The organism is Pseudoalteromonas sp. MEBiC 03485 (genome assembly GCF_004195145.1).
In the GTDB taxonomy this organism is placed as follows: domain Bacteria; phylum Pseudomonadota; class Gammaproteobacteria; order Enterobacterales; family Alteromonadaceae; genus Pseudoalteromonas; species Pseudoalteromonas apostichopi.
Genome location: NZ_SGBT01000001.1, coordinates 2065664 through 2088101, shown reverse-complemented (window position 1 = coordinate 2088101; position 22438 = coordinate 2065664). Strand labels below are relative to the sequence as shown.

Genomic DNA, 22438 nt, shown 5'->3' with positions numbered 1-22438 from the left:
TTCTTCTAGCTTAAAGACTTACAGTTGATAAATAAAGTAAAGACGCACAACTATTTAAATGCAACCATGAGCAGTAAGTTAAAAAAAACACAACACTCTAAAATCGCTTTATTACTAACAGGTGGTGGCGCACGAGCGGCTTATCAAGTCGGTGTACTTAAAGCGATAACGCAAAGCATGCCTCGAACAGCACCGCTGCCCTTTACTATTATTAATGGGACATCAGCTGGCGCAATTAATTCCGCAGCATTAGCTTGTTATGCATCTTGTGCTCACTTAGCATGTAAAAAACTTGAATGGGTTTGGAAGAACTTTTCTACTTCTCAAGTATATAAAAGTGACTTTTTAAGTGTGTTTTTGCATATTACTCGCAACATGCTGACAAGCTTTCAATCTGAACATATAAACCACCCACCAGCGAGCTTATTAAACAATAAGCCACTTAGAAAACTACTGCACGAAATACTCGATTTATCGCGTATTGAACGAAACCTACATAAAAACTATTTAGATGCAGTTTCAATTACGGCTTCAAGTTATACCACTGGCGACTCTGTAGCGTTTTTTCAGTCACTGACACAAAATCCTTGGCGCAGAGCAAAGCGTGAAGGCCAAGCAACCCGCATTAATGTTGAGCACTTAATGGCATCAAGTGCCATTCCTATGGTGTTCCCAAGTGTAAATGTTTATAACCACTATTTTGGTGACGGCTCTATTCACCAACTCTCGCCGCTTAGCCCGTCAATACATTTAGGTGCTGAGAAAATCTTTATTATTGGTGTTGATGAGCCAAAAGAGTTGCACCCACCGGGTTATCAACCCCATTACCCAGGTCTTTCTAATATTGCTGGTCACTTACTCGACAGTGTGTTCACAGACACTTTACAGTCTGACTTAGAGCGCTTACAACGTATCAATCGCACTTTGAGCCTATTGCCTGCCCGCGACAAGCACCAGGAACTAAAACAAATCGAAACATGCGTCATCAATCCATCGCAAAACTTCAATGCGATTGCTGCTCAGTTTTATGATGATATGCCCATGGCAATCAAATTACTACTGCGCATGATAGGTGTGAAAAAGCGTTCTCAATCAAGTTTAACCAGCTACTTGCTCTTTGAGAAACGCTATACCCAAAAGCTAATTGAAATTGGCTACCAAGATGGTCTCAATAAACTACCAGAAATTCGCAAATTCTTAGAGTTGGAGTAGCTATTCCATACCATCGAGTAAAAAGCGCTCTACCCGCTCTACTCGCCGAGGTTTACCTTGGAGCACTAAAATATCGCCCGCCAGTAAAATAGTTTGTGGTGAAGGAGCGTCAATTTCGCGGTCTTGTCGGCGCAGTGCTCTAACCGACACGCGGCGCTGCTCAAGCTTTAGCTCGCTAATTTTCTGATTTACCGCATAAGCATGCTCAGGCAACGCAATAACATGCAGATACTCAAGTCTGTCTGAGCTCGCCTCTTCACCATCAAGTTTATCACCAGTGAAAAAACCATGTAGAAACTTATAGCGATTACGCCTTTCTTTACTAACACGGCGAATAATTCGCGTCATCGGCACGCCAGACATATAAAGCACATGTGACACCAACATTAAGCTTGCTTCCAGCGTCTCTGGCACAACTTCAGTAACACCAAGCTCTTTAAGGGTTTCAAGTTCTGTATCATCACGCATCCTTACAAGTATTTTAACATCAGGCGCAATTTGCTTAATGGCATCTACAACTATTTGAGTTTGCTCAAAATCTGTAAAAGTAATGATCACTAGCCTTGCACGCTCTACACCCGCTGATTTTAAAATATCTTTTTGATTTACATGGCCAAATATAACAGGCTCGCCAGCTGCTTTAGCTTCTTGCAGCAAGATAGGGTTACTTTCTACCGCTACATACTCAATAGCTTCAGGTTTTAAAAAACGTGCAACAGTTTGGCCTACGCGAGAAAAGCCACAGATCACCACATGATTTTGATACAAAGGACTGCTGGTCGCAGGCTGTTGCCAGTACTGACCTGTGTGGCTCAAAAGACCCAGTTTTTTAAGAATAAGGGGGGTTTTATCAATGAGGTAAGGCGTTAACGCCATTGAAAGCACGCCAACTGCAATTAAAAATGAAGCTTGCTCTGAGCTTATTAATAAATGCTGCGAAGCAAGCGCTATTAATACAAAACCGAACTCCCCCATTTGCCAAAGCATTATACCTGCCGATACAGCATCTTGCTTACGTTCACCCATCACTTGAGCAGAAATCGCGAGCACTGCAATTTTAAACAGTAACAAGCCAATTAATACGGTGATGATCCAGTACCAGCTATTTAGCACATAAAGCACATCTAACTGCATACCTACAGTAACAAAAAATAGCCCCATTAAAATATCGCGAAAAGGCCTAATATCGGCTTCTAATTGGTGTCGATAATGACTTTCACCCAACATCATACCAGCTAAGAAAGCCCCTAACGCCATTGATAAGCCAAATAAGTAAGTTAGACCTGCGGCAAATAAGGTAACCAGTAAGGTCGTTAGCATAAATAGCTCATCGGTTCTTACTAGCGCTATTTCGCTAAACACTTTAGGTAAAATCCACTTACCTATACCAAACAACAAAATACACACCAAGGCACCTTTGGTGAGAGCAAAAGCAAGTGCGCCAACAATTTCTTCAGAGCCACTTTGAACTAGTAAAGGATAAACAATGAGCAGAGGAACAACAGCAATATCTTGAAATAGCAACACCCCGATTGCCAGCTGACCGCGGCGCTGATTTAAATCTCCTGATTCTTTAAGCAACTTAACCACCACCGCCGTTGAAGACAGTGCCATCAAACTGGCAATAGTAAAACTATTTAAAAGGCTGTGCTCCAACAATAGTAAAACCAGCATAAACACAATACTGGTTACCACCACCTGCAAGGATCCAAGGCCAAATACAATGTTGCGCATCGCCATTAAACGCGGCAATGAAAACTCAAGCCCTAAACTAAACAATAAGAACACAATGCCTAGCTCAGCAACAAAATGCATTTCATGGCTTTGCGCCATCCAGCCTATACCATGACTACCCGCCAACAAGCCTGTAGCAAGATAAGCAAGAATAGGTGGTAAACCAATTCGTTTGAAGAACCAAACAAATAATACGGCAGCGACGAGCAAGCCAAACACTTGAATCAGCACATTTTGCAAGCAATAAACTCCTTTCTACTTGATGATAAAGCTGTACCCTCCTTTAAATATAGCAACCATCTGTTTTTCAGCCAGTTTAAAAATGTGGCACAAATCTCGCTAACTATGAGTATCTAAACACTCCGGGGGGAGAATTATCATGGAAAATGTCCATATTTTGACGCAGCGGGTGTCTGCGCGAGGCGAGTTTCTGCCGTTTTCGGCAGAGCATTACCGAATAAATGAAACGAATAATCCACAAGACTTGGTCGCGAGGTTACAAACCACGTTATCAATCGAAGAAATTTTGACTATTTTTGCCGAGCACGCAAAACAATTAATCAATTTATCTGGGTTACAGTTTCAATCTGCGCTCGGAGTGTCACAAAGTGCTGGAAGCGATACCAGTCAAACACCCTACTCTTTTGATTTAGATATCGAAAGTGAACGATTAGGGCAATTAATTTACTTTAGCCAATTTCCTATGGGCAAGGCAATTGAAGCTAGACTAAAAATGCTTCATGCAGTCCTTGTTTATCCGTTACGTAACGCACTTATGTACACCCGCGTATTACGCTTGGCTACTAAAGATGCACTAACTGGCTTAAACAACCGTAGTCAATTTAATGACAGCTTGGCACAAAAATTAGAGCGTTGCCGCCGACAACATCGTCCGTTTAGTTTAATGCTGCTTGATTTAGATAACTTTAAACAAGTTAACGATACCTATGGTCATAAAATTGGCGACGATGTTTTACAAGAATTTGCTGAAGTTTTGCGTTGCAGCGTGCGTGGAACAGACTCAATTTTTCGCTTTGGCGGAGACGAATTCGCGTTATTAATTGATGACCCCGAATTTACAACCAATAAAGTGGTTGCAGAACGCATTATGAAACTAGTAGAAGATTCCAGCTTAATGAAAAAATATAGTGTTTCTTCTAGTATTGGTTATACACTCGCCAATAACCAAGACTGCGAAAATGAAGTATTCGCACGTGCTGATAAAGGCCTTTATAAGGCAAAAGCAGCAGGCAGAAATTGCGCACGAGCTTACTAATCAAGTAAAAGCCTAGCATCCCCCGCTAGGCTTTTTTGTTTATAAATTTATAACCAAGTAGTACTAACCAAAAACCAGCAAAGAAGCCAGTTAATAAGTAAAGCAAGGCAGCCATGTTGGTAAGGGGCGATACCATCACTAAAGCCAATGGCGTAAGCACGCCTAAAATAAAGAAAATACCGCCTTTACCTGACCAATAGCCTAGCAGCAATATTGAACAAACTATGCCGCCAGCTAGCGCATAAAAAAGTGTGTTTAAAGTCAGTTCTGTATAGGCAAAACCAGCAATAACAGCCACTAACACAGATAACACAAAGCCTAGTGGTGCTTTATTAACTAGCGATAAACCTACATGTGGTTGTTCACTCATAGGGTGTCTCCCAGATAATTCCATCTTCAACACTGTGCTGCTCACTAACAAAGTAGCCAACAACTTGCACAAGTTGGTCATTATAAAAAATAAGTGGTGTCTGCGCACGAAGCCAAGGGGCAACTTTGGCATCTTTAAACCAATGTTTTAAGGTATTTGAGCCAGGTTTATGCAAAGGCTTTATGCGCGCTTGTGGTTTATTAAACTCAACCCTTACTCGCTCATCTTTTTGAGGTTTCCTAACACCTTTGCCCGCTTTGACAATTAATTTGCGGCCATCTGTAAGTTCAACGCTTTGCAAAGCAATATCCATTGCCTGTGGTATTGCTTGCTCCGTCACAAAATACAAATATTGCTGATGACGACGAACATCGCCGCTTTGCAAACAGATTTTTAACTGCGCATCGGCTTTTGCCGTTAAGCCTTGCTCGATAATTTGCTGCAGTTGATTTTCAGAAGGTAACTGATACGTAAACTGATTAAGCCACGCACGCACTAGGTTAGCTTGTCTGGGCTTACTAAAATCAGCAATTGCCGCACAACTTAAGCCTTTATACTTATTTTGACAGTTTGCAAGATCGTTTTGGGTATACTCATCAAGTAACGATTGCTGTTGCTGTAACAGTCGAATACTACGCGCTGCACTTTTTTCAAAGCCTTGAAAGCGTTCAGTTAAAGTAGGCATTACCTGATGACGTAAAAAATTACGGTCAAAGCGTTCATCAACATTTGAGTCATCGGTGATGTGGGTAATGGCAAACTCATCGGCAAACTGCTCTATTTGCTCACGAGTAATATCTATCAGTGGCCTAAAGCAAACTCGCCCAGAAGCTAATAATCGCTTTTGTTGCATCGATGCCAAGCCCTGTAAGCCTGAGCCGCGTTTAAGCCGTAATAAGAAAGTTTCAAGTTGGTCATTTAAGTGCTGACCAAGCAGAATTACACTACCAACCAAACAGTGCTCATCGAGAGCTTGGTATCTTGCCTCTCGAGCTTGTGCTTCGAGTGAAGTACGCGAGCGTTCAATAATTTCAACCTGCAACGCTTTAAATGTCACACCTAGCTCTTCGCATAGCGATTTACAAAATACTTGCCACTCATAAGCATGTTCACTCAAACCATGATTAACATACACGGCTTCAAGTTCAAGTTCAGGATGCTGTTTTCGAGCTAAGCTCATTAGATGTAATAACACGACAGAGTCAACACCACCTGATAAGGCGACACTAAAGTAGCGTTGCTGAGCGTTCAGCAAAGGCTGTAGTTGTGCTAAAAAATGGTGATATAAACCTGATGTTTGCATTAATAACCAATGAGTATATAAGCGCCTGAGTTATCTGCATTATAAAACAAAAAAAGCCGCAAAAGCGGCTTTTTTCATTTATTTGCTGTGTTAGCAATAACCAAACGACATTAAACGCTTGTAACGCTGATCAAGCATTTCATCAAGTGAAAGGCCTTGTAACTCAGCAAGATCACGCTTAAGTTGGTTTTTAAGGTTACGAGCCATGGCATCATAATTGCGATGTGCGCCACCTAGCGGCTCATCAATTACGTTGTTGATTAAATCAAGCTCTTTAACACGTGCAGCAGTTACACCCATTGCTTCTGCAGCTAATGGTGCCTTGTCTGCGCTTTTCCATAAGATTGATGCACAACCTTCTGGTGAAATAACTGAGTAAGTGCTGTATTGCAACATGTTAACGCGGTCACCCACACCAATTGCTAATGCACCACCAGAACCACCTTCACCGATCACAGTACAGATGGTTGGTACTTTTAATGCAGCCATTACTTTAAGGTTACGAGCAATAGCTTCACTTTGACCACGCTCTTCTGCACCAACACCTGGGTATGCACCTGGCGTGTCGATGAATGTCATGATTGGCATTTTGAAACGCTCAGCCATTTCCATTAAGCGTAGTGCTTTACGGTAACCTTCTGGCTTTGGCATACCAAAGTTGCGTTTAATTTTTTCTGCAGTATCACGACCTTTTTGTTGGCCAATAACCATCACTGGTTGACCATCAAAACGTGCAACACCGCCTAAAATAGCTGGGTCGTTAGCAAAAGTACGGTCGCCTGCTAGTTCGTCAAATTCCGTGAAAATACGCTCGATGTAATCACGAGTATAAGGACGCAACGGATGACGGGCTAACTGAGAAACCTGCCAAGCACCTAATTCAGAGAAAATTTTCTCTTTCATTTCAGCACTTTTCTCTTTTAATCGACTGACTTCCTCTTCTAATCCAAGGTCTAATTCGCCAGCGCGGCTTACATTTTGTAATTCTTCAATTTTTGCTTCTAATTCTGCAATTGGAAGCTCAAAATCAAGATAATTGAGGCTCATGCTCTAAACTACCTAATTAATTAAATTCTAGTTCTACATCTTGCGCCGCCATAAGCGATAACTTGTGAATTAAGTCATCGCTCGGCGTAACACACCATTCGGTTCCTAAAGTAATCTCAGCCAACGCATCCGGACGTTGATAGAATACTTTAATAGGACAAGTACCAAACTTATAAGGTTCCAGTACTTTTTGTAAATTATCGAAGAAGTTCGCCTCGATCTGCACCATATTTAAGGTCATTTTAATCGCTTTTATACGTTTTTCTCGCGCCTCAGCGATGGTGCATATGTCTCTAGCGGTCATTGTAATGCCACCGGAGAAGTTATCAAAGCTGACCTGTCCTGATATTACCAAGATATTGTTTACTTGCAGCAAATCTTGGTACATTTCAAACTGTTCTGGGAATAAGCGTACATCAATACGGGCACTCTTGTCATCTAAAGTTACAAGACCCCAACGATTTCCCTTTTTGTTTATCAGGGTTCGGGCAGAAATCACTAAGCCTGCAGCTGTGGACTGCACATCGCGATTAGTTGGCTGTAAATCGACTAGTCTTCCCGTTGTATAGTGTTTTAACTCTTTACGATACTGATTAATTGGGTGGCCAGTTAAATACAGGCCTAAGGTTTCTTTCTCACCATCAAGCCACTCATTGTCGGTTAAATCAGTTGCTTTAATGAATGCTTGTTCAACTTCATCTGGCTCTGTCGCAAGTAAACCAAATAAATCTGCCTGCCCTAGTGACTCAGCCTTATGATGCTGATCGGCTGCTCGCATTGCATCTTTTAAACTAGCCAATAAGGTAGCACGACCAGGCTGTGTTTTATCTGGGCCAAGTTGATCGAGTGCTCCGGCATAAATAAGCTTTTCAACAACACGCTTATTTAAACGCTTTAAGTCAACACGGGCACAAAAATCAAATAAGTCTTTAAACGGACCACCTTCGCTACGAGCTTCTAAAATAGCTTCAACAGGCGCCTCACCGACCCCTTTAATTGCACCGATACCGTAGACAATTTCACCTTGTAGATTAACCGTAAACTTGTACTCACCGGCATTTACATCTGGTGGTAGCAAGGTCAGTTTCATGTTTTCACATTCATCTACCAAGGTAACAATTTTATCGGTGTTATCCATATCCGCCGACATTACCGCAGCCATAAACTCTGCTGGGTAGTGGGTTTTCATCCACAGTGTTTGGTACGATACTAAGGCATAAGCAGCTGAGTGAGATTTGTTAAAACCATAACCTGCGAACTTCTCTACCAAGTCGAAGATTTTCATTGCAAGTTCGCCGTCAACTCCGTTATTAACAGCTCCTTCTTCGAAGGTTGAACGTTGCTTTGCCATCTCCTCTGGCTTTTTCTTACCCATCGCACGACGCAACATATCAGCGCCACCTAGCGTATAACCTGCTAGAACCTGCGCAATCTGCATTACTTGTTCTTGGTATAGAATGATACCGTAGGTTGGCTCTAATATTGGCTGCAGACTTTCATGTTGCCATTGCACATCTGGGTAGGATATTTCTTCTCGACCATGCTTACGGTCGATAAAGTTATCTACCATGCCTGATTGCAATGGACCTGGGCGGAATAGTGCTACCAGTGCGATCATATCTTCGAAACAGTCGGGTTTCAGACGGCGAATCAAATCTTTCATACCACGAGATTCTAGCTGGAATACCGCGGTGGTTTCGGCGCGTAGCAGTAACTCAATACTTGGCTTATCATCAAGAGGAATAGCGTTGATATCAACCGGCTCTTTCCCCTCTCGGGCTAAGCGCTCATTAGTCATATCAAGCGCCCACTGCAAGATAGTTAACGTTCTTAAACCTAAGAAGTCGAACTTAACTAAGCCTGCCGTCTCAACATCGTTTTTATCAAATTGCGTTACTGGGAATTTACCTTCATCATCACAATAAAGGGCCGCAAAGTCAGTAATAGTAGTTGGAGATATTACAACACCACCAGCGTGTTTACCGGCATTACGTGTACACCCTTCAAGGATGCGACACATATCGATAAGTTCTTTTACCTCTTCATCACCGTCGTAGGCTTCTTGTAAACGTGGCTCAACATCAAAGGCTTTAGCTAAGGTCATACCCGGATCGCCCGGTACTAATTTCGAAATACGATCAACAAAGCCGTAAGGGTGACCTAATACACGGCCTACGTCCCGAATAACCGCTTTTGCGGCCATGGTACCAAAAGTGATAATCTGAGATACCGCGTCACGACCATAAAGCGCCGCTACGTGATCGATTACCTCATCGCGTCGGTCCATACAGAAGTCGACGTCAAAGTCGGGCATTGAGATACGCTCAGGGTTCAAGAAACGTTCGAATAGTAAGTCAAATTCTAACGGATCAAGGTCGGTAATCTTTAGTGCATATGCAACTAGCGAACCAGCACCAGAACCACGCCCTGGTCCTACCGGAATATTGTTATCTTTACTCCACTGGATGAACTCCATTACGATCAAGAAGTAACCAGGGAACCCCATTTGGTTGATTACCTCGAGCTCTATTTTTAGACGCTCATCATACTCAACACGTTTTTCTTTACGCTCTTGCTCATCGGGGAATAAAAACTGTAAACGCTCTTCAAGACCATCTTCAGAAACCTTTACCAAGAAGTCGTCAATTTTCAGCGATCCAGTTGGATAATCTGGTAAGAAGTAAGTCCCTAGCTGCACGGTCACATTACAGCGCTTGGCAATTTCAACGGTGTTTTCTAACGCTTCTGGAATATCGCTAAATAGCTCAGCCATTTGCTCCGCTGTTTTAAGATATTGCTGCTCAGAAAAGCGTTTTGGTCTACGTTTATCTTCTAATGTGTAACCGTCATGGATTGCAACTCGGATTTCGTGGGCTTCAAAGTTTTCTGGTTTTAAAAACACTACTTCGTTAGTTGCCACCACGGGTAACTGCTCTTTTGCGGCAAGCTCAACAGCTAGGTGTAAATAGTCTTCTTCTAAAGCACGCTCAGTACGAATAAGCTCAATGTAATAATGATCGCTAAAATGCTGCTTATAAAAGCTAACTACCGATTCAATGAGCCCAGGGTTACCTTTTAATAGGGCTTTACCTAAGTCACCATCTTTCGCACCAGATAATAAGATTAGGCCATTTTTGTGCTCCACCAGCCATTCACGGTCAACCACAGGGCGATGAAATAAATGTCCGCGCTGATATGCTTTAGAGATCAATAAAGTAAGGTTTTTATAGCCTTCGTTATCTTTCGCTAAGATGGTAATACGACTAGGTTCGTCTTCAAATTCAGGGCTTCTTAACCAAAAATCAGCGCCGACAATTGGCTTAATACCGGCACCATGGGCAGCACCATAAAAACGCACCAAACCACATAAGTTCATCTGATCGGTAATAGCCAATGCAGGCATTTGCAGCTCTTCTGCTTTAGCTACAATCGGCTTAGTTTTAGCTAGACCATCCACCATTGAGAAATCTGAGTGAACACGTAAGTGAACAAATTGCGGCGCTGGCATTACAATTGCTCTCCTTTTAACGCCAAAATGCGCTGAACAGGTTTAAAGCTTTTACGATGTTCTGCAATTGCACCGTATTGTTCGAGTGCCGCAAAGTGCGCTTTAGTCGGATAGCCTTTGTGGCCTGCAAAGCCATAATCAGGATAACGCTTATCAAGCTCAATCATTTCATCATCACGGGCAACTTTAGCTAAAATAGAAGCAGCTGAAATCTCTTCGACCAAGCTATCGCCTTTTACTACCGCCTGTGCTGGAACTGTCAGTTGGCTTGGCACACGGTTGCCATCAATAAAAACAAACTCAGGTTTAACACTTAAGCCTTCAACTGCGCGACTCATTGCTAGCATAGTGGCGTGCAATATATTTAATTCGTCAATTTCACTTGGGCTACAGCGACCAATGGCATAACACAGCGCTTTTTCTTTTATTTCTGCAGCCAATAATTGACGTTTTTTGTCTGATAACTTTTTAGAATCGGTTAAACCTGCAATAGGCTTATTTGGGTCGAGTATCACCGCAGCGGTAACAACATCACCGACCAATGGACCACGGCCAACTTCATCTACACCAGCAATATAATTAACATTCGGTCGTTCAATTTGCATTTAGTAACTCCGCGACTGCTGCTGCAGCTTGTTCATTGGCATTTAATCTTATGTCTTTATGGATGGCTAAAAAGCGCGCTTTTAGTTCACTGTTATCCGTATTCAACATAGGTGTTAGCGCAGCTGATAAGTTATCAACATTACACTCTGATTGTAGGTATTCTGGTACTAGTTCTTCATTGGCTAATAAGTTAGGCAACGAGAAATATTTAATGTTAAAAGTGAATAATGTTTTGAATATCCAATAACTCATAGGCTTAATTTTGTAGCCCACGACCATCGGCTTTTTATACAACATGCCTTCAAGTGTTGCGGTTCCTGAGGCAAGTAAAATGGCATCCGCTGCTTGCATTGCAAGGTTTGACTGACCGTCCAATAATTGCAGTTTTAGCTCAGGAGCTGTTTTTTCTAAAATTTCACAAAACTGTGCTTTTCGTTTCTCATTAACTAATGGCACCACAATTTTAAGATCAGGATTTTGTGCTTGTAGTTTAGATGCCGTTTCGATGTAGGTTTCGCTTAAAAGCCCCACTTCAGAACCACGGCTACCCGGTAATAACGCTAGCACTTTATCTGTTTGTGCTAAACCAAGTTTGTTACGAGCCTCGGTTTGGTCATGCTCAAGTGCAATATCATCGGCAAGCGTGTGCCCAACAAAAGTACATGGTACACCGTGTTTATCGTAAAAGGCTTTTTCAAACGGTAATAATGCCAACACTAAATTTGTGGCTGCACTGATTTTATGAATACGTTTTTCACGCCACGCCCACACTGATGGACTAACATATTGTACTGTTTTAATGCCTGCTTCTTTTAGCGGTTTTTCAACACGTAAATTAAAGTCAGGCGCATCAATACCAATAAATACATCCGGTGGATTGTCGATAAAATGTTGCACTAATTGTTTGCGTATTTTAAGTAAGCGAGGTAACCGGCCAAGTACCTCAACTAAACCCATTACCGATAATTCATCCATATCGAATAATGTTTTACAGCCAGCCGCTTGCATACGCGGGCCCGCAATCCCTTCAAATATGGCATCCGGAAAACGGCGTTTAAGTGCTTTTATTAGCCCTTCACCTAAAATATCACCAGATAACTCACCTGCCACCAAGGCAATACGTAACGGCTTTGTATGTTCTTTCATTCGTTGATAATTCGCAACTTTTGGCACTAATAAAAATGAGTTTACCGTGTTTTAGCAGTCGGATAAATGTCACAGAGTTAATAAATACTAGAAATCGAAATTAGCGTGCTTACTTGCTCAATGATTGAGCTTCTTAAGCGCGAATCGTGCAGGTTTATTGCCGCTTGCTAAAAAAAATATATGAAAAAGAATAAAATAAGCCATAGCTAACAGGCTTTTTATAACGATTAAATATTTGAAATTTTAGAGTTTTATCTCTAATCTGTAGAAAAGATGAACATAATTAATTCATCTTTATTTCATATTTTCCTATTGACTAAAATGAATACAGGTTTACTATTCGCAAAGTTTCAATAATTACTGAAACTTTATAACCGATAATTTGTCGTGTCTACCGCACCCGCTAACAAGGAGCTTAACAATGATAGATGAAACATTTGTGGATCTATCGCGATTGCAATTTGCAATCACTGCCCTATTTCACTTCCTATTTGTCCCACTTACCTTAGGTATGACGTGGATTTTGGTGATCATGGAATCCGTTTACGTGATGACTGGTCGAGAAATTTATCGTGATATGACTAAGTTCTGGGGTAAGTTATTTGGTATTAACTTTGCGATTGGTGTGGCCACAGGCCTTACCATGGAGTTTGAGTTCGGTACCAACTGGTCTTATTACTCTCACTATGTGGGCGATATTTTTGGTGCTCCACTAGCGATTGAAGGCTTAATGGCTTTCTTCTTAGAATCAACTTTTGTGGGTATGTTCTTTTTAGGCTGGGAACGACTGACACGACGCCAGCATCTTGCTGCAACCTTCTTGATGGCATTAGGTACTAACTTATCTGCGCTATGGATTTTAGTAGCAAATGGTTGGATGCAGAACCCGGTAGGTGCTGAATTTAATTACCAAACCATGCGTATGGAAATGACCAGCTTTGCTGAATTGGTATTTAACCCAGTCGCACAAGTTAAGTTTATTCATACCGTATCAGCAGGCTATGTTGCAGCATCTATGTTCGTACTTGGTATTAGTAGCTGGTACATCTTAAAAGGTCGCGACCTTGCTTTTGCAAAACGCTCGTTCTCGGTCGCGTCAGGTTTTGGTTTAGCGTCTATTCTTTGTGTTATTTTACTTGGTGATGAATCTGGCTACGAAGTTGGCGAGGTGCAAAAAGTAAAACTCGCTACCATTGAAGCTGAGTGGCACACCGAAGAAGCCCCTGCTGCATTCACACTGGTAGGTATTCCTGACTCTGAAGAGCAAGTAACCCACGCTGCTGTTAAAATTCCATATGCGCTAGGTATCATTGCAACGCGCTCAATTGATGAGCAAGTAACAGGCATTAAAGACCTCGAAGCACAGCATGAAGAGCGTATTCGTAATGGCATGATTGCATACGAATACCTAGAGAAGCTTCGTGGTGGTGAAGACACCCCTGAAAACATTGCTAAATTCGATACTTTAAAAGCTGATCTTGGCTATGGTTTGTTACTTAAGCGCTACACACCTAACGTGGTAGATGCAACAGAAGAACATATTCAAAAAGCAGTGAAAGACTCAATCCCTCAAGTTGGCCCTATGTTCTGGTCATTTAGAATCATGGTTGGCTGTGGTGTCATTATGCTTGGCGTATTTGTTCTGGCGTTTTATTACAATGCACACCGTATTATTGAGCAAAAGCGTTGGTTACTCTGGGCTGCAGTATGGAGTATTCCACTTCCTTGGATTGCCATTGAGTTTGGCTGGATTGTTGCAGAATACGGTCGCCAACCTTGGGCAATTTCAGAAATTCTACCGACCTTCTTGGCAACCTCGTCGCTGACGGTGAATGACTTATTGATTAGTATTACTGGTTTCTTAGTATTCTATACAGGTCTAGCTGCAGTTGAAGGCTGGTTGATGCTGCGCTTTGTTAAACAAGGTCCAAGCTCGCTTCATACCGGTAAATATCACCATGAACTTGCCAAAGCGGATTCACTTGTAAGCGAAGGAGCTCAGTCATGATTTTTGATTACGAAACACTAAAACTAATTTGGTGGCTGTTAATTGGTGTATTACTGATTGGCTTTGCAGTGACCGATGGTATGGATATGGGCGTGGCAATTTTGCTTCGTCTGGTTGGTAAAACTGATGTTGAACGCCGTACAGTAATTAACACCATTGGCGCTCACTGGGATGGAAACCAAGTATGGTTCATCACCGCAGGTGGTGCCCTCTTTGCTGCTTGGCCTATGGTGTATGCAGCCGCATTCTCTGGCTTTTACTTTGCAATGATGCTGGTGTTATTTGCGCTATTTTTCAGACCGCTTGGTTTTGATTACCGCTCAAAAATAGATTCACCACGCTGGCGTAATAACTGGGATTGGGGCCTGTTTGCAGGTAGCTTTATTCCAGCACTCGTATTTGGGGTTGCCTTTGGTAACCTATTACAAGGTGTGCCTTATCATATCGATGATCTACTACGTGTTAGCTACCAAGGTTCATTCTTTGCGTTATTGAACCCGTTTGCCATCGTCGTTGGTCTCGTTAGTGTACTTATGCTAGTTGGTCATGCGGGTATGTGGTTGCAACTTCGAACTGATGCAGAAGTAGCAAAACGTTCAGCACAATATGGCCAATATGCACTTATGGCGTTTATTGTATTATTTGCCTTAGCAGGTGTGTGGGTATCTCAAATTGACGGTTATAAAATCGTTAGCATGGGCGATACACAAGGCTTTGCAAATCCATTGGCTAAAACAGTAACTCAGGCACCTGGTGCATGGCTTGATAACTATACAAAAATGCCATTAACAATGCTGTTCCCTGCTCTTGCTTTTATCATGGCTGCACTGGCAATTGTGTTATCTAAATTACAAAAACCAGCGATGGCACTTATCGCTTCAAGCTTAATGCTAGCAGGTGTGATATTGACTGCGGGTATGTCAATGTTCCCGTTCGTTATGCCTTCGAGCAATAACCCAAATATTAGTCTAACTATGTGGGATGCAGTTTCGAGCCATATGACATTAAACGTGATGTTTTTCGCTGCCGTTATTTTTGTACCACTTATTCTTATTTACACGACATGGTGTTATGTGAAAATGTGGCGCAAAGTAACCATCAATGAAATTGAAAACAACACCCACGGTAGCTATTAAGGAGATTTAAATATGTGGTATTTTGCCTGGATATTAGGTGTTCTATTAGCCTGTACTCTTGGGGTGATTAACGTAATGTGGTACGAATTTCACCAACATAAAGATTCTATCGCTGATGATGAGCTAGAGCTGTACGCGAGACTCAAAAACAACGATGACAACTAAACCCCGACCAAATCGCGCGCAGCAGCAAACGCTGCGCGCTTTTTTAAAGCAGTATAGTCAGTCCGCTTCAGGACTTCTTAAATTAAGCATTAGTCTGGGTACACTCAATGCCCTATTAATGATTGCCTCTTGTTATCTTCTTGCAAACGCTGTTCATCAAGTCATGTTTGAGCAAGCAGACTTGCAAGCTGTAACCCCCTTGTTATGGCCTCTTGCTGGACTTATCTTACTACGCGCTGTGCTTGTTGCTCTTAGTGAGCGAGTAAGTAACCTTGCCGCATTAAAAATAAAAAACGTGATGCGCAATACATTACTTGAAAAGTTAACCAAACTTGGTCCGGCCTATAGTGAACAAAAAGGACATGGCGCAACGCTTAATACATTACATAATGGTGTTGAAGCGCTGCATCAATACTACGCAAACTACATTCCCAGCGTGGCATACAGCGCACTGATCCCTTTGGCTATATTAGTAGTGATTTTTCCAACCGATTACAAAGCTGGGCTCATTTTTCTTTTAACAGCCCCGCTTATCCCATTTTTTATGATTTTAGTGGGCCATAAAGCTGAGCAGCTCAACCAAGAACGTTGGCAGCAACTTGCTGTACTCGGCAATTACTTTTTCGACCGCCTACAAGGGCTTACTCAATTAAAACTATTTAATGCAACCAAGCGTGAGCTAAATAGTATCAGTCAGATTTCTGATGATTACCGTGGTGCAACCATGGGAGTATTGAAAGTTGCCTTTTTATCTTCTTTCGCACTTGAGTTTTTAGCCACTATTAGTGTTGCACTTGTTGCAGTGATCATTGGCTTTAGACTGTTTTTTGGTACGCTCGATTTTGCCACCGGATTTGTAGTGCTATTACTGGCTCCTGAGTTTTACTTACCACTTCGACAAATGGGCACTCATTACCATGCAAAGCTCGAGGGTATTAGCGCCGCTGCTGATATGGTCGACATAATTAATCAGAGCGACGCCGATGAACATTTAGGTTCCTCTAAACTTGAGTTACCGCTAAAAGACATACAACTGAGTGCGCTTAGCTACCACTACCCCGAAACAAATGAAGGGGTGACTGATATAAACTTAACCCTACCTAAAAAAGGCCTAATTGCATTTGTGGGTGAAAGTGGCTCTGGTAAAAGTACCTTATTTGATTGCCTATTGGGTTTTCATCATCAAGCCAGCAGTGCCATTATCATTAACGGACAGCAACTAAGCACTATTGCTTTACATGATTGGCAAGCACAACTTGCGTGGATCCCACAACAAGCCACGTTATTTTATCGAACTGTTGCAGACAATCTGAGATTAGCTAAACCAGATGCAAGTCAAACAGAACTCGACGAGGCCGCAATGAGAGCAGGTGCGCTAGAGTTTATAAACGCCTTACCTGATGGATTTAATACCTTATTAGGTGAGCAAGGAGAAGGCCTCTCTGGGGGGCAAAAGCAGCGCATAGCCCTTGCCCGTGCGTTTTTAAAAAATGCCCCTGTGCTAATGCTTGATGAGCCTACAGCGCACTTAGACAGCCAAACAGAGCGCCTAATCAATCAGGCAATTCAAGATTATGCAAAAAACCATCTCGTGTTGGTTATTGCTCACAGGCTTAATACGGTAAAACAGGCGGATAATATTTACGTAATGCAACAAGGTCAAATTGTTGAATCTGGTCATTATCAGCAACTCATTGAACAAGCAGGCCTCTTAGCTAAACTCGTGAGCCAAGGTGAAGCCCATGCATAACTTTATACGCTTATTAAAGCTATGCAAGCCTCATGCTGGCATGCTGTTACTGGGTGCTTTTTTAGCAAGCTTAACGGTACTTGCTAACGTTGGCTTACTCGCTATTTCGGGTTGGTTTTTAGCAGCCATGGCAGCCGCTGGTATTGCCGGAGTGCAGATGAATTACTTTACTCCAGCTGGGGTGATCCGCTTTTTAGCGATAGTACGCACAGCTTCACGTTACGGTGAGCGGATGATAACTCATAATGCCACCTTTTTATTACTGAGCGAATTTCGCGTAAAAATGTTCAGGACCCTCAGCCAGCTAAACAACGTTGACTTAGCAATGAGTCGTAGTAGCGATTTGTTTAACCGCCTACAAAACGATGTTGATGCGCTAGATAAGTTTTACCTAAATGTGCTGCTTCCCATTATCGTCGCGATTATCAGCATCCCTATCGTAATGGCATTTATGGCTATGTATAGCGCTGAGGTTGCATTAGTCTGCTTTATTTCACTGATGATTATTGGCGTACTGCTACCAGCAATATTAAGCCGTAAACTTCACCGACAAGCAGATGCAGAAACACAAATTTCAGCAGAATTAAGGTCTGAACTTGCCGATACTCTAAAAGGTGCAAGAGAGCTTGCTGTTTATCAAGCACAAGAAGCGCAATTAACCCATTGTGACTTACTGAGTAAGCAATACAACAGCCAGCTCTATAACCGCCACAAAGCCGTTGCAAACAGCAATGGCTTAAGCACTTTGGTGATACAGCTTACCATGCTAGCCAGTGTATTTATGATAATTCCACTGGTTGCAATGGGAACCATGAAAAACGTTGAACTGGCGATGCTCGCGTTATTTGTATTAGCAAGTTTTGAAACAGTGCTCACCTTGCCCACTGCATTTATCGAGTTGCCACTCACCCTAAGTGCTGCAAAGCGACTGTTTGCACTTGAAGATAAGCACAGCAGCCATCTAAGTAAACAGCAAAACTGCTTAGCTCACCAATCTGCAATAGGTCTTGAACTGGCTGCGGTAAATTACCAATACGCAGGAGCGAAAAACAAAGCTCTTAATAATATCAATTTTGTGATTACACCGGGGAGTAAGGTTGCGCTAGTGGGTGCCAGTGGCAGTGGCAAAACTACTCTTGTTAACTTACTCACAGGCCTTTGGCCAAAGCAATCAGGCTCATTAAAATTCATTACAGATCAAGGTACCTTTGAACTAGAAAGCATGACGGCTGCAACACGCTTTAAGCAGCTGACAATTGTTGCTCAGCAACATCATATTTTTGATGGTACGCTTCGTGAGAATCTTCGCTATGCAGCGCCAGAGGCGACTGATGAAATGCTTATTGAAGCCTGTGAACAAGCTGAACTTGGCTCTTGGCTAAACAACTTAAAGACCGGCCTTAATACCCGTTTAGGCACCGCGGGAAGAAAACTTTCACATGGTCAGTCACGTCGAATCGCCATTGCCCAAGCCCTATTAAGGGAAGGTAATTTAATTGTTCTTGATGAACCAACAGAGAGCCTAGATAACCATACCAAGCAGAAATTGCTCACTACGCTTGAAAAAATATGGGCCGATAAAACTATGCTGACCATTACTCACGATCCAGAAATGCTAAGTCGTGTTGATAAGGTTATTTGGTTAGAACAAGGACAAGTAAGAGCGCTTGCAAGTCATGCTGAATTAGTGGCGAATGAAGCTGATTACGTGGAGCTTATCACCCGTTTTTAATCGAGTCGCTCAACTGTGACGTCAATCACACCTTGCTTTACAGAGGCAATTTGTGAGAACGCCTTTTTTGATAAATCGATAATACGACCGCGGATAAATGGGCCGCGGTCATTAATGGTAACAATCACACTTTTATTGTTACTAATATTGGTGACCTTTACTCTGCTGCCAAAGCCAAGCGTCTGATGAGCCGCGCTCAATGCCTGTTGATTAAACACCTCTCCACTTGCTGTAGTTCGGCCATGGTATTTATCAGCGTAATAACTGGCTTTGCCTTTTTCAATCACTCCTTTAGATATCGAAGGCGCACTACTACAACCAGTTATAATTAAGCTTAATAATGCAAAGAGGATGAGTTTGTTCATATTATATAATCCTTTTTTTTACCATAAAGGTAGCAAGCGCTTATACCAATTCGCTTAATTAAATGGTCTATTTTGAGGCAATAAAACCTCGTTGATAGCAAGGCAAAAATTTCGTTATTTAGTTGTTCTAAATTAGAAATTTTTAACGCAGATAGCGACAGGTTTAATTCCTCAAAATGATTAAGTATTATTGCGGATTGGTATTTCTTAGCAAAACCTGAACTATAAAAGCAAAAAAGCCACCTTTCGGTGGCTTTTAGTCTATCGCTTATAATTAGCGAATAATTCCGCGCTCAGAACTTTTCACAAAGTCTATCATCAGCTGAACAGCTGGGTACTTCGCAGCATCTTCGCTTAGCTCAGCGATTGCTTCTTCAACACCTAAGCTCTTACGGTAAAGTGTTTTATATGCACGACGTGTGGCCATGATTTCATCGCTTTCAAAACCTCGGCGCTTCATGCCTTCAGTATTGATTGCTACAGGGCCCGCCGGCGTACCAATAGTTGTTACAAATGGCGGTACATCTTTATTAACACCTGAGTACATACCAACAAAGGCATGAGAACCGATTTTACAGAACTGATGCACACCAGAATTACCTGCAAGGATCACCCAATCACCTACATGAACGTGGCCAGCAACAGAGGCATTGTTAGCAAAAATAACGTTATCGCCCACGACTGCATCATGTGCAACGTGTGTGTAAGCCATGAATAGGTTATTGCTACCAATTTTTGTCACACCTTGATCTTGAATTGTACCTCGGTGAATAGTTGCACACTCACGGATCACGTTGTTGTCACCAATAATCAAGGTTGTTGGCTCATTAGCGTACTTTTTATCTTGGCAAGCTTCACCAACCGAAGCAAATTGGAAAATATGGTTACCAGAACCAATCGTCGATGGGCCTTTTACAACCACATGAGATTCGATGATACAGTTATCACCAATAGTTACATCGTTACCGATATAGCTATAAGGGCCAACTGATACGTTATTTCCAAGTTTTGCACCTGGTTCGATTATTGCCGTAGGATGGATCACTATTAAAACTCTCTTCTCGCACACATGATTTCGGCAGTACACACTACTTTGCCGTCAACTTTTGCTTCTGCTGCAAATTTCCATATATTGCGGCGCTCTTTTACAAACTCTACATGCAAATGCATGGTATCACCAGGTAATACCGGCTGTTTGAATCGCGCATTGTCGATCGCTGCGAATAAATATAGTTCGTTATCACTGCGATTTTCAACTGTCTTAAAACCAAGTAAGCCAGTTGCTTGTGCCATTGCTTCTAAAATCAACACACCTGGAAAGATAGGTTGATTAGGAAAATGACCCGTAAAAATAGGTTCGTTCACTGTTACGTTTTTTATAGCATGTAACGACTCGCCTGGCGTGTAATCAAGTACACGGTCAACAAGTAGCATCGGGTAACGATGCGGAAGTAAACTCAAGATATCTTGGATATCAAGACTATTTAATTCATTTGCCAAAATAGCATCCTTATTTGTCTTCAATATTGAGTGACTTTGTCAGTAACTCAAGTGCTTTAATGCGGTCTTTCATATCGCCAAGGTTACGGATATGGGCAATACTACGTCGCCATTCTTTATTGGTTAAATGTGGCAAGCCTGAAGAATAAATTCCAGGTTCTGTGATTGCCTTAGTCACCATACTCATGCCAGTGATTATAGCACCATCACATACGCTAATGTGACCATTAATTGCAACCATGCCGCCAATCTGACAATTCCTACCGATCACTGTGCTGCCAGCAAATACCGTGCAACCAGCAACCGCTGTACCTGAACCGATCTCGACATTATGCGCTATTTGACATTGATTATCGATAATTACATTGCTGTGGATGATAGTATCGTCTAGTGCGCCACGGTCAATCGTGGTAGACGCACCTACCTCAACCTTATCACCGATTATAACTCGACCAAGTTGCGGTATTTTCACCCATTCGCCACGCTCGTTAGCGTAACCAAAACCATCACTGCCCACGACCGTATTCGCTTGGAATAAACAGTCACTGCCAATTTCAACTTCATGGTAAACGCTAACATTTGCCCAAAGCTTTGTGCCTTGACCTATTTTTGCTTGCTCACCGATAAAACAGCCTGGGCCAATCTGCACATTGTCAGCAATAACAGCACCCGCTTCAATTACCACATTGGCTGCGATCGCGACATTATGGCCAATAGAGGCTGAATCGTGAATGACTGCACTTGGGTGAATACCCGACACTGCAGAGCGCGGTGTGGTGTCCATCAATTGAGCGAGCTTTGCGTAACAAACATAAGGGTTTGCAACAACAAGTTTATTACCTGAAAAGTACTCAGCGTCTGCTGGTGACAAAATCACTGCACTTGCTTGAGTATCATCTAATTGCGAGCGATATTTCTTGTTCGCTAAAAATGCAATATGCCCATGTTGGGCATTTGCAAGTGTAGATATTTTTTTAATTTCTGTGGCGCCGTCACCTTGAAGGTCAGCGCCCAGAAGATCCGCTATCTGCGAAAGCGTGTAGTTTTGCATATATGATTTCTATTGCTTACTTACTTTTTCAACAACTTTACTTGATAAGTCATCGACAGTTTTAGGGTTAACATAAATCGTTGTTTCTTTAACTTTAACTTCATCGAATTTGCCAGCTTTCGCGACTTCTTCGATTGCATCCAAGATTAGCTTTTGAACTTTAGCTAGTTCTTGGTTTTGACGCATTTTGATTTCTTGCTCTAAAGGACGACCTTTTTCTGCAAGCTGCTGTTGCATACCTTGAATCTTAGTACGTAATTCATCTTTTTGCTTATCGCTCATTGTTGTCGCTTCACGCTTGAACTTTTCAGCTTCAAAACGAATATCACCTTGAAGCTTTTCAAGCTCTTGACGACGCTCAGAGAATTCAGCTTCTAGCGTTTGCTCTACTTTTGCCATTTGTGGGATTTGCTTGTAGATTTCTTGCATATCAACAATACCTACTTTGTGCGCAAATGCGTTAGTAGATAGACCCATAGATAAGGTGGCAAGTAGTGCAAAAGCTGTTGATTTAATTGATTTATTCACG

At 42.1% G+C, this 22438-nt stretch carries 19 protein-coding genes; 7 read left to right on the top strand and 12 right to left on the bottom strand.

Translation table 11 applies throughout. The features are described from left to right. The first annotated feature begins 66 nt into the window (after positions 1-66). Positions 67-1212, top strand: a complete 1146-nt coding sequence (locus EVU92_RS09585; RefSeq protein WP_130051036.1) for a patatin-like phospholipase family protein — start codon at positions 67-69, stop codon at positions 1210-1212. Here EVU92_RS09585 and EVU92_RS09580 read toward each other — a convergent pair whose 3' ends face one another. After that, on the bottom strand, positions 1213-3186 hold the full coding sequence (locus EVU92_RS09580) for a monovalent cation:proton antiporter family protein (RefSeq protein WP_130051035.1): 1974 nt from the start codon (positions 3184-3186) through the stop codon (positions 1213-1215). It abuts the gene before it with no gap. Between the two features lie 139 nt (positions 3187-3325). On the opposite strand from EVU92_RS09580, the gene EVU92_RS09575 reads away from it, so the two are divergent. Then, positions 3326-4222 (top strand): GGDEF domain-containing protein, encoded by an 897-nt coding sequence (locus EVU92_RS09575; protein ID WP_130051034.1) that lies wholly within the window; start codon positions 3326-3328, stop codon positions 4220-4222. 25 nt (positions 4223-4247) lie between these two features. On the opposite strand, the gene EVU92_RS09570 is transcribed toward EVU92_RS09575, so the two are convergent. The 6 genes from EVU92_RS09570 to lpxB all read right to left on the bottom strand — a co-directional run bounded on the left by EVU92_RS09570 (position 4248) and on the right by lpxB (position 12202). Next, complete coding sequence (locus tag EVU92_RS09570) at positions 4248-4592, bottom strand: hypothetical protein (RefSeq protein WP_130051033.1); 345 nt, start codon at positions 4590-4592, stop codon at positions 4248-4250. Further along, a complete protein-coding gene (gene tilS / locus EVU92_RS09565) occupies positions 4585-5895 on the bottom strand; it encodes a tRNA lysidine(34) synthetase TilS (protein WP_130051032.1) in 1311 nt (436 codons plus the stop codon). The genes EVU92_RS09570 and tilS overlap by 8 nt, the downstream gene beginning before the upstream one ends. Positions 5896-5985: 90 nt before the next feature. Continuing rightward, positions 5986-6942 carry an acetyl-CoA carboxylase carboxyl transferase subunit alpha gene (gene accA / locus EVU92_RS09560; protein WP_130051031.1) on the bottom strand — a complete coding sequence of 319 codons (957 nt, stop codon included), beginning with the start codon at positions 6940-6942 and terminating at the stop codon, positions 5986-5988. Positions 6943-6958: 16 nt separating this feature from the next. Then, positions 6959-10450 (bottom strand): DNA polymerase III subunit alpha, encoded by a 3492-nt coding sequence (gene dnaE / locus EVU92_RS09555; RefSeq protein WP_130051030.1) that lies wholly within the window; start codon positions 10448-10450, stop codon positions 6959-6961. Further along, positions 10450-11055, bottom strand: coding sequence for a ribonuclease HII (gene rnhB / locus EVU92_RS09550; RefSeq protein ID WP_130051029.1), 606 nt, complete (start codon positions 11053-11055; stop codon positions 10450-10452). Before rnhB ends, dnaE begins: the two co-directional genes overlap by 1 nt. Continuing rightward, positions 11045-12202, bottom strand: a complete 1158-nt coding sequence (lpxB, locus tag EVU92_RS09545) for a lipid-A-disaccharide synthase (RefSeq protein WP_130051028.1) — start codon at positions 12200-12202, stop codon at positions 11045-11047. Before lpxB ends, rnhB begins: the two co-directional genes overlap by 11 nt. 421 nt (positions 12203-12623) lie before the next feature. Between lpxB and EVU92_RS09540 the strand changes: the two genes are divergently transcribed. From EVU92_RS09540 to cydC, 5 genes are read left to right on the top strand one after another with little or no spacing between them, the layout of a single operon-like run. Further along, positions 12624-14210: a cytochrome ubiquinol oxidase subunit I gene (locus EVU92_RS09540; RefSeq protein ID WP_130051027.1), complete on the top strand. Its 1587-nt coding sequence runs from the start codon at positions 12624-12626 to the stop codon at positions 14208-14210. Next, the gene (cydB, locus tag EVU92_RS09535) at positions 14207-15346 is read left to right on the top strand and encodes a cytochrome d ubiquinol oxidase subunit II (RefSeq protein WP_130051026.1); all 1140 of its coding nucleotides are present in this window, start codon (positions 14207-14209) and stop codon (positions 15344-15346) included. The genes EVU92_RS09540 and cydB overlap by 4 nt, the downstream gene beginning before the upstream one ends. 12 nt (positions 15347-15358) lie before the next feature. Further along, positions 15359-15511, top strand: coding sequence for a cytochrome bd-I oxidase subunit CydX (cydX, locus tag EVU92_RS09530; RefSeq protein ID WP_036969707.1), 153 nt, complete (start codon positions 15359-15361; stop codon positions 15509-15511). Next, positions 15501-17261 (top strand): thiol reductant ABC exporter subunit CydD, encoded by a 1761-nt coding sequence (gene cydD / locus EVU92_RS09525; protein ID WP_130051025.1) that lies wholly within the window; start codon positions 15501-15503, stop codon positions 17259-17261. The genes cydX and cydD overlap by 11 nt, the downstream gene beginning before the upstream one ends. Next, positions 17254-18993, top strand: a complete 1740-nt coding sequence (gene cydC / locus EVU92_RS09520; RefSeq protein ID WP_130051024.1) for a thiol reductant ABC exporter subunit CydC — start codon at positions 17254-17256, stop codon at positions 18991-18993. Before cydD ends, cydC begins: the two co-directional genes overlap by 8 nt. Here the strand turns inward: cydC and EVU92_RS09515 are convergent. The 5 genes from EVU92_RS09515 to EVU92_RS09490 form a co-directional block, all read right to left on the bottom strand. Beyond that, positions 18990-19358 carry a septal ring lytic transglycosylase RlpA family protein gene (locus EVU92_RS09515; protein WP_130051023.1) on the bottom strand — a complete coding sequence of 123 codons (369 nt, stop codon included), beginning with the start codon at positions 19356-19358 and terminating at the stop codon, positions 18990-18992. The genes cydC and EVU92_RS09515 overlap by 4 nt on opposite strands. Positions 19359-19632: 274 nt before the next feature. Further along, a complete protein-coding gene (gene lpxA / locus EVU92_RS09505) occupies positions 19633-20403 on the bottom strand; it encodes an acyl-ACP--UDP-N-acetylglucosamine O-acyltransferase (protein WP_054553112.1) in 771 nt (256 codons plus the stop codon). Positions 20404-20405: 2 nt separating this feature from the next. Beyond that, positions 20406-20858 carry a 3-hydroxyacyl-ACP dehydratase FabZ gene (gene fabZ, locus EVU92_RS09500; protein ID WP_054562040.1) on the bottom strand — a complete coding sequence of 151 codons (453 nt, stop codon included), beginning with the start codon at positions 20856-20858 and terminating at the stop codon, positions 20406-20408. 10 nt (positions 20859-20868) lie between these two features. Then, positions 20869-21909 (bottom strand): UDP-3-O-(3-hydroxymyristoyl)glucosamine N-acyltransferase, encoded by a 1041-nt coding sequence (lpxD, locus tag EVU92_RS09495; RefSeq protein WP_130051022.1) that lies wholly within the window; start codon positions 21907-21909, stop codon positions 20869-20871. A 9-nt stretch (positions 21910-21918) separates the two neighbouring features. After that, positions 21919-22437 carry an OmpH family outer membrane protein gene (locus EVU92_RS09490; protein WP_130051021.1) on the bottom strand — a complete coding sequence of 173 codons (519 nt, stop codon included), beginning with the start codon at positions 22435-22437 and terminating at the stop codon, positions 21919-21921. Between the last annotated feature and the right edge of the window lies 1 nt (position 22438).

Bases quoted from the DNA above. Each gene is read 5' to 3' on its own strand.
- EVU92_RS09585 (WP_130051036.1), top strand. From the start codon at position 67: ATGAGCAGTAAGTTAAAAAAAACACAACACTCTAAAATCGCTTTATTA.
- EVU92_RS09575 (WP_130051034.1), top strand. From the start codon at position 3,326: ATGGAAAATGTCCATATTTTGACGCAGCGGGTGTCTGCGCGAGGCGAG.
- EVU92_RS09570 (WP_130051033.1), bottom strand. From the start codon at position 4,592: ATGAGTGAACAACCACATGTAGGTTTATCGCTAGTTAATAAAGCACCA.
- tilS (WP_130051032.1), bottom strand. From the start codon at position 5,895: ATGCAAACATCAGGTTTATATCACCATTTTTTAGCACAACTACAGCCT.
- accA (WP_130051031.1), bottom strand. From the start codon at position 6,942: ATGAGCCTCAATTATCTTGATTTTGAGCTTCCAATTGCAGAATTAGAA.
- dnaE (WP_130051030.1), bottom strand. From the start codon at position 10,450: ATGCCAGCGCCGCAATTTGTTCACTTACGTGTTCACTCAGATTTCTCA.
- rnhB (WP_130051029.1), bottom strand. From the start codon at position 11,055: ATGCAAATTGAACGACCGAATGTTAATTATATTGCTGGTGTAGATGAA.
- lpxB (WP_130051028.1), bottom strand. From the start codon at position 12,202: ATGAAAGAACATACAAAGCCGTTACGTATTGCCTTGGTGGCAGGTGAG.
- EVU92_RS09540 (WP_130051027.1), top strand. From the start codon at position 12,624: ATGATAGATGAAACATTTGTGGATCTATCGCGATTGCAATTTGCAATC.
- cydB (WP_130051026.1), top strand. From the start codon at position 14,207: ATGATTTTTGATTACGAAACACTAAAACTAATTTGGTGGCTGTTAATT.
- cydX (WP_036969707.1), top strand. From the start codon at position 15,359: ATGTGGTATTTTGCCTGGATATTAGGTGTTCTATTAGCCTGTACTCTT.
- cydD (WP_130051025.1), top strand. From the start codon at position 15,501: ATGACAACTAAACCCCGACCAAATCGCGCGCAGCAGCAAACGCTGCGC.
- cydC (WP_130051024.1), top strand. From the start codon at position 17,254: ATGCATAACTTTATACGCTTATTAAAGCTATGCAAGCCTCATGCTGGC.
- EVU92_RS09515 (WP_130051023.1), bottom strand. From the start codon at position 19,358: ATGAACAAACTCATCCTCTTTGCATTATTAAGCTTAATTATAACTGGT.
- lpxD (WP_130051022.1), bottom strand. From the start codon at position 21,909: ATGCAAAACTACACGCTTTCGCAGATAGCGGATCTTCTGGGCGCTGAC.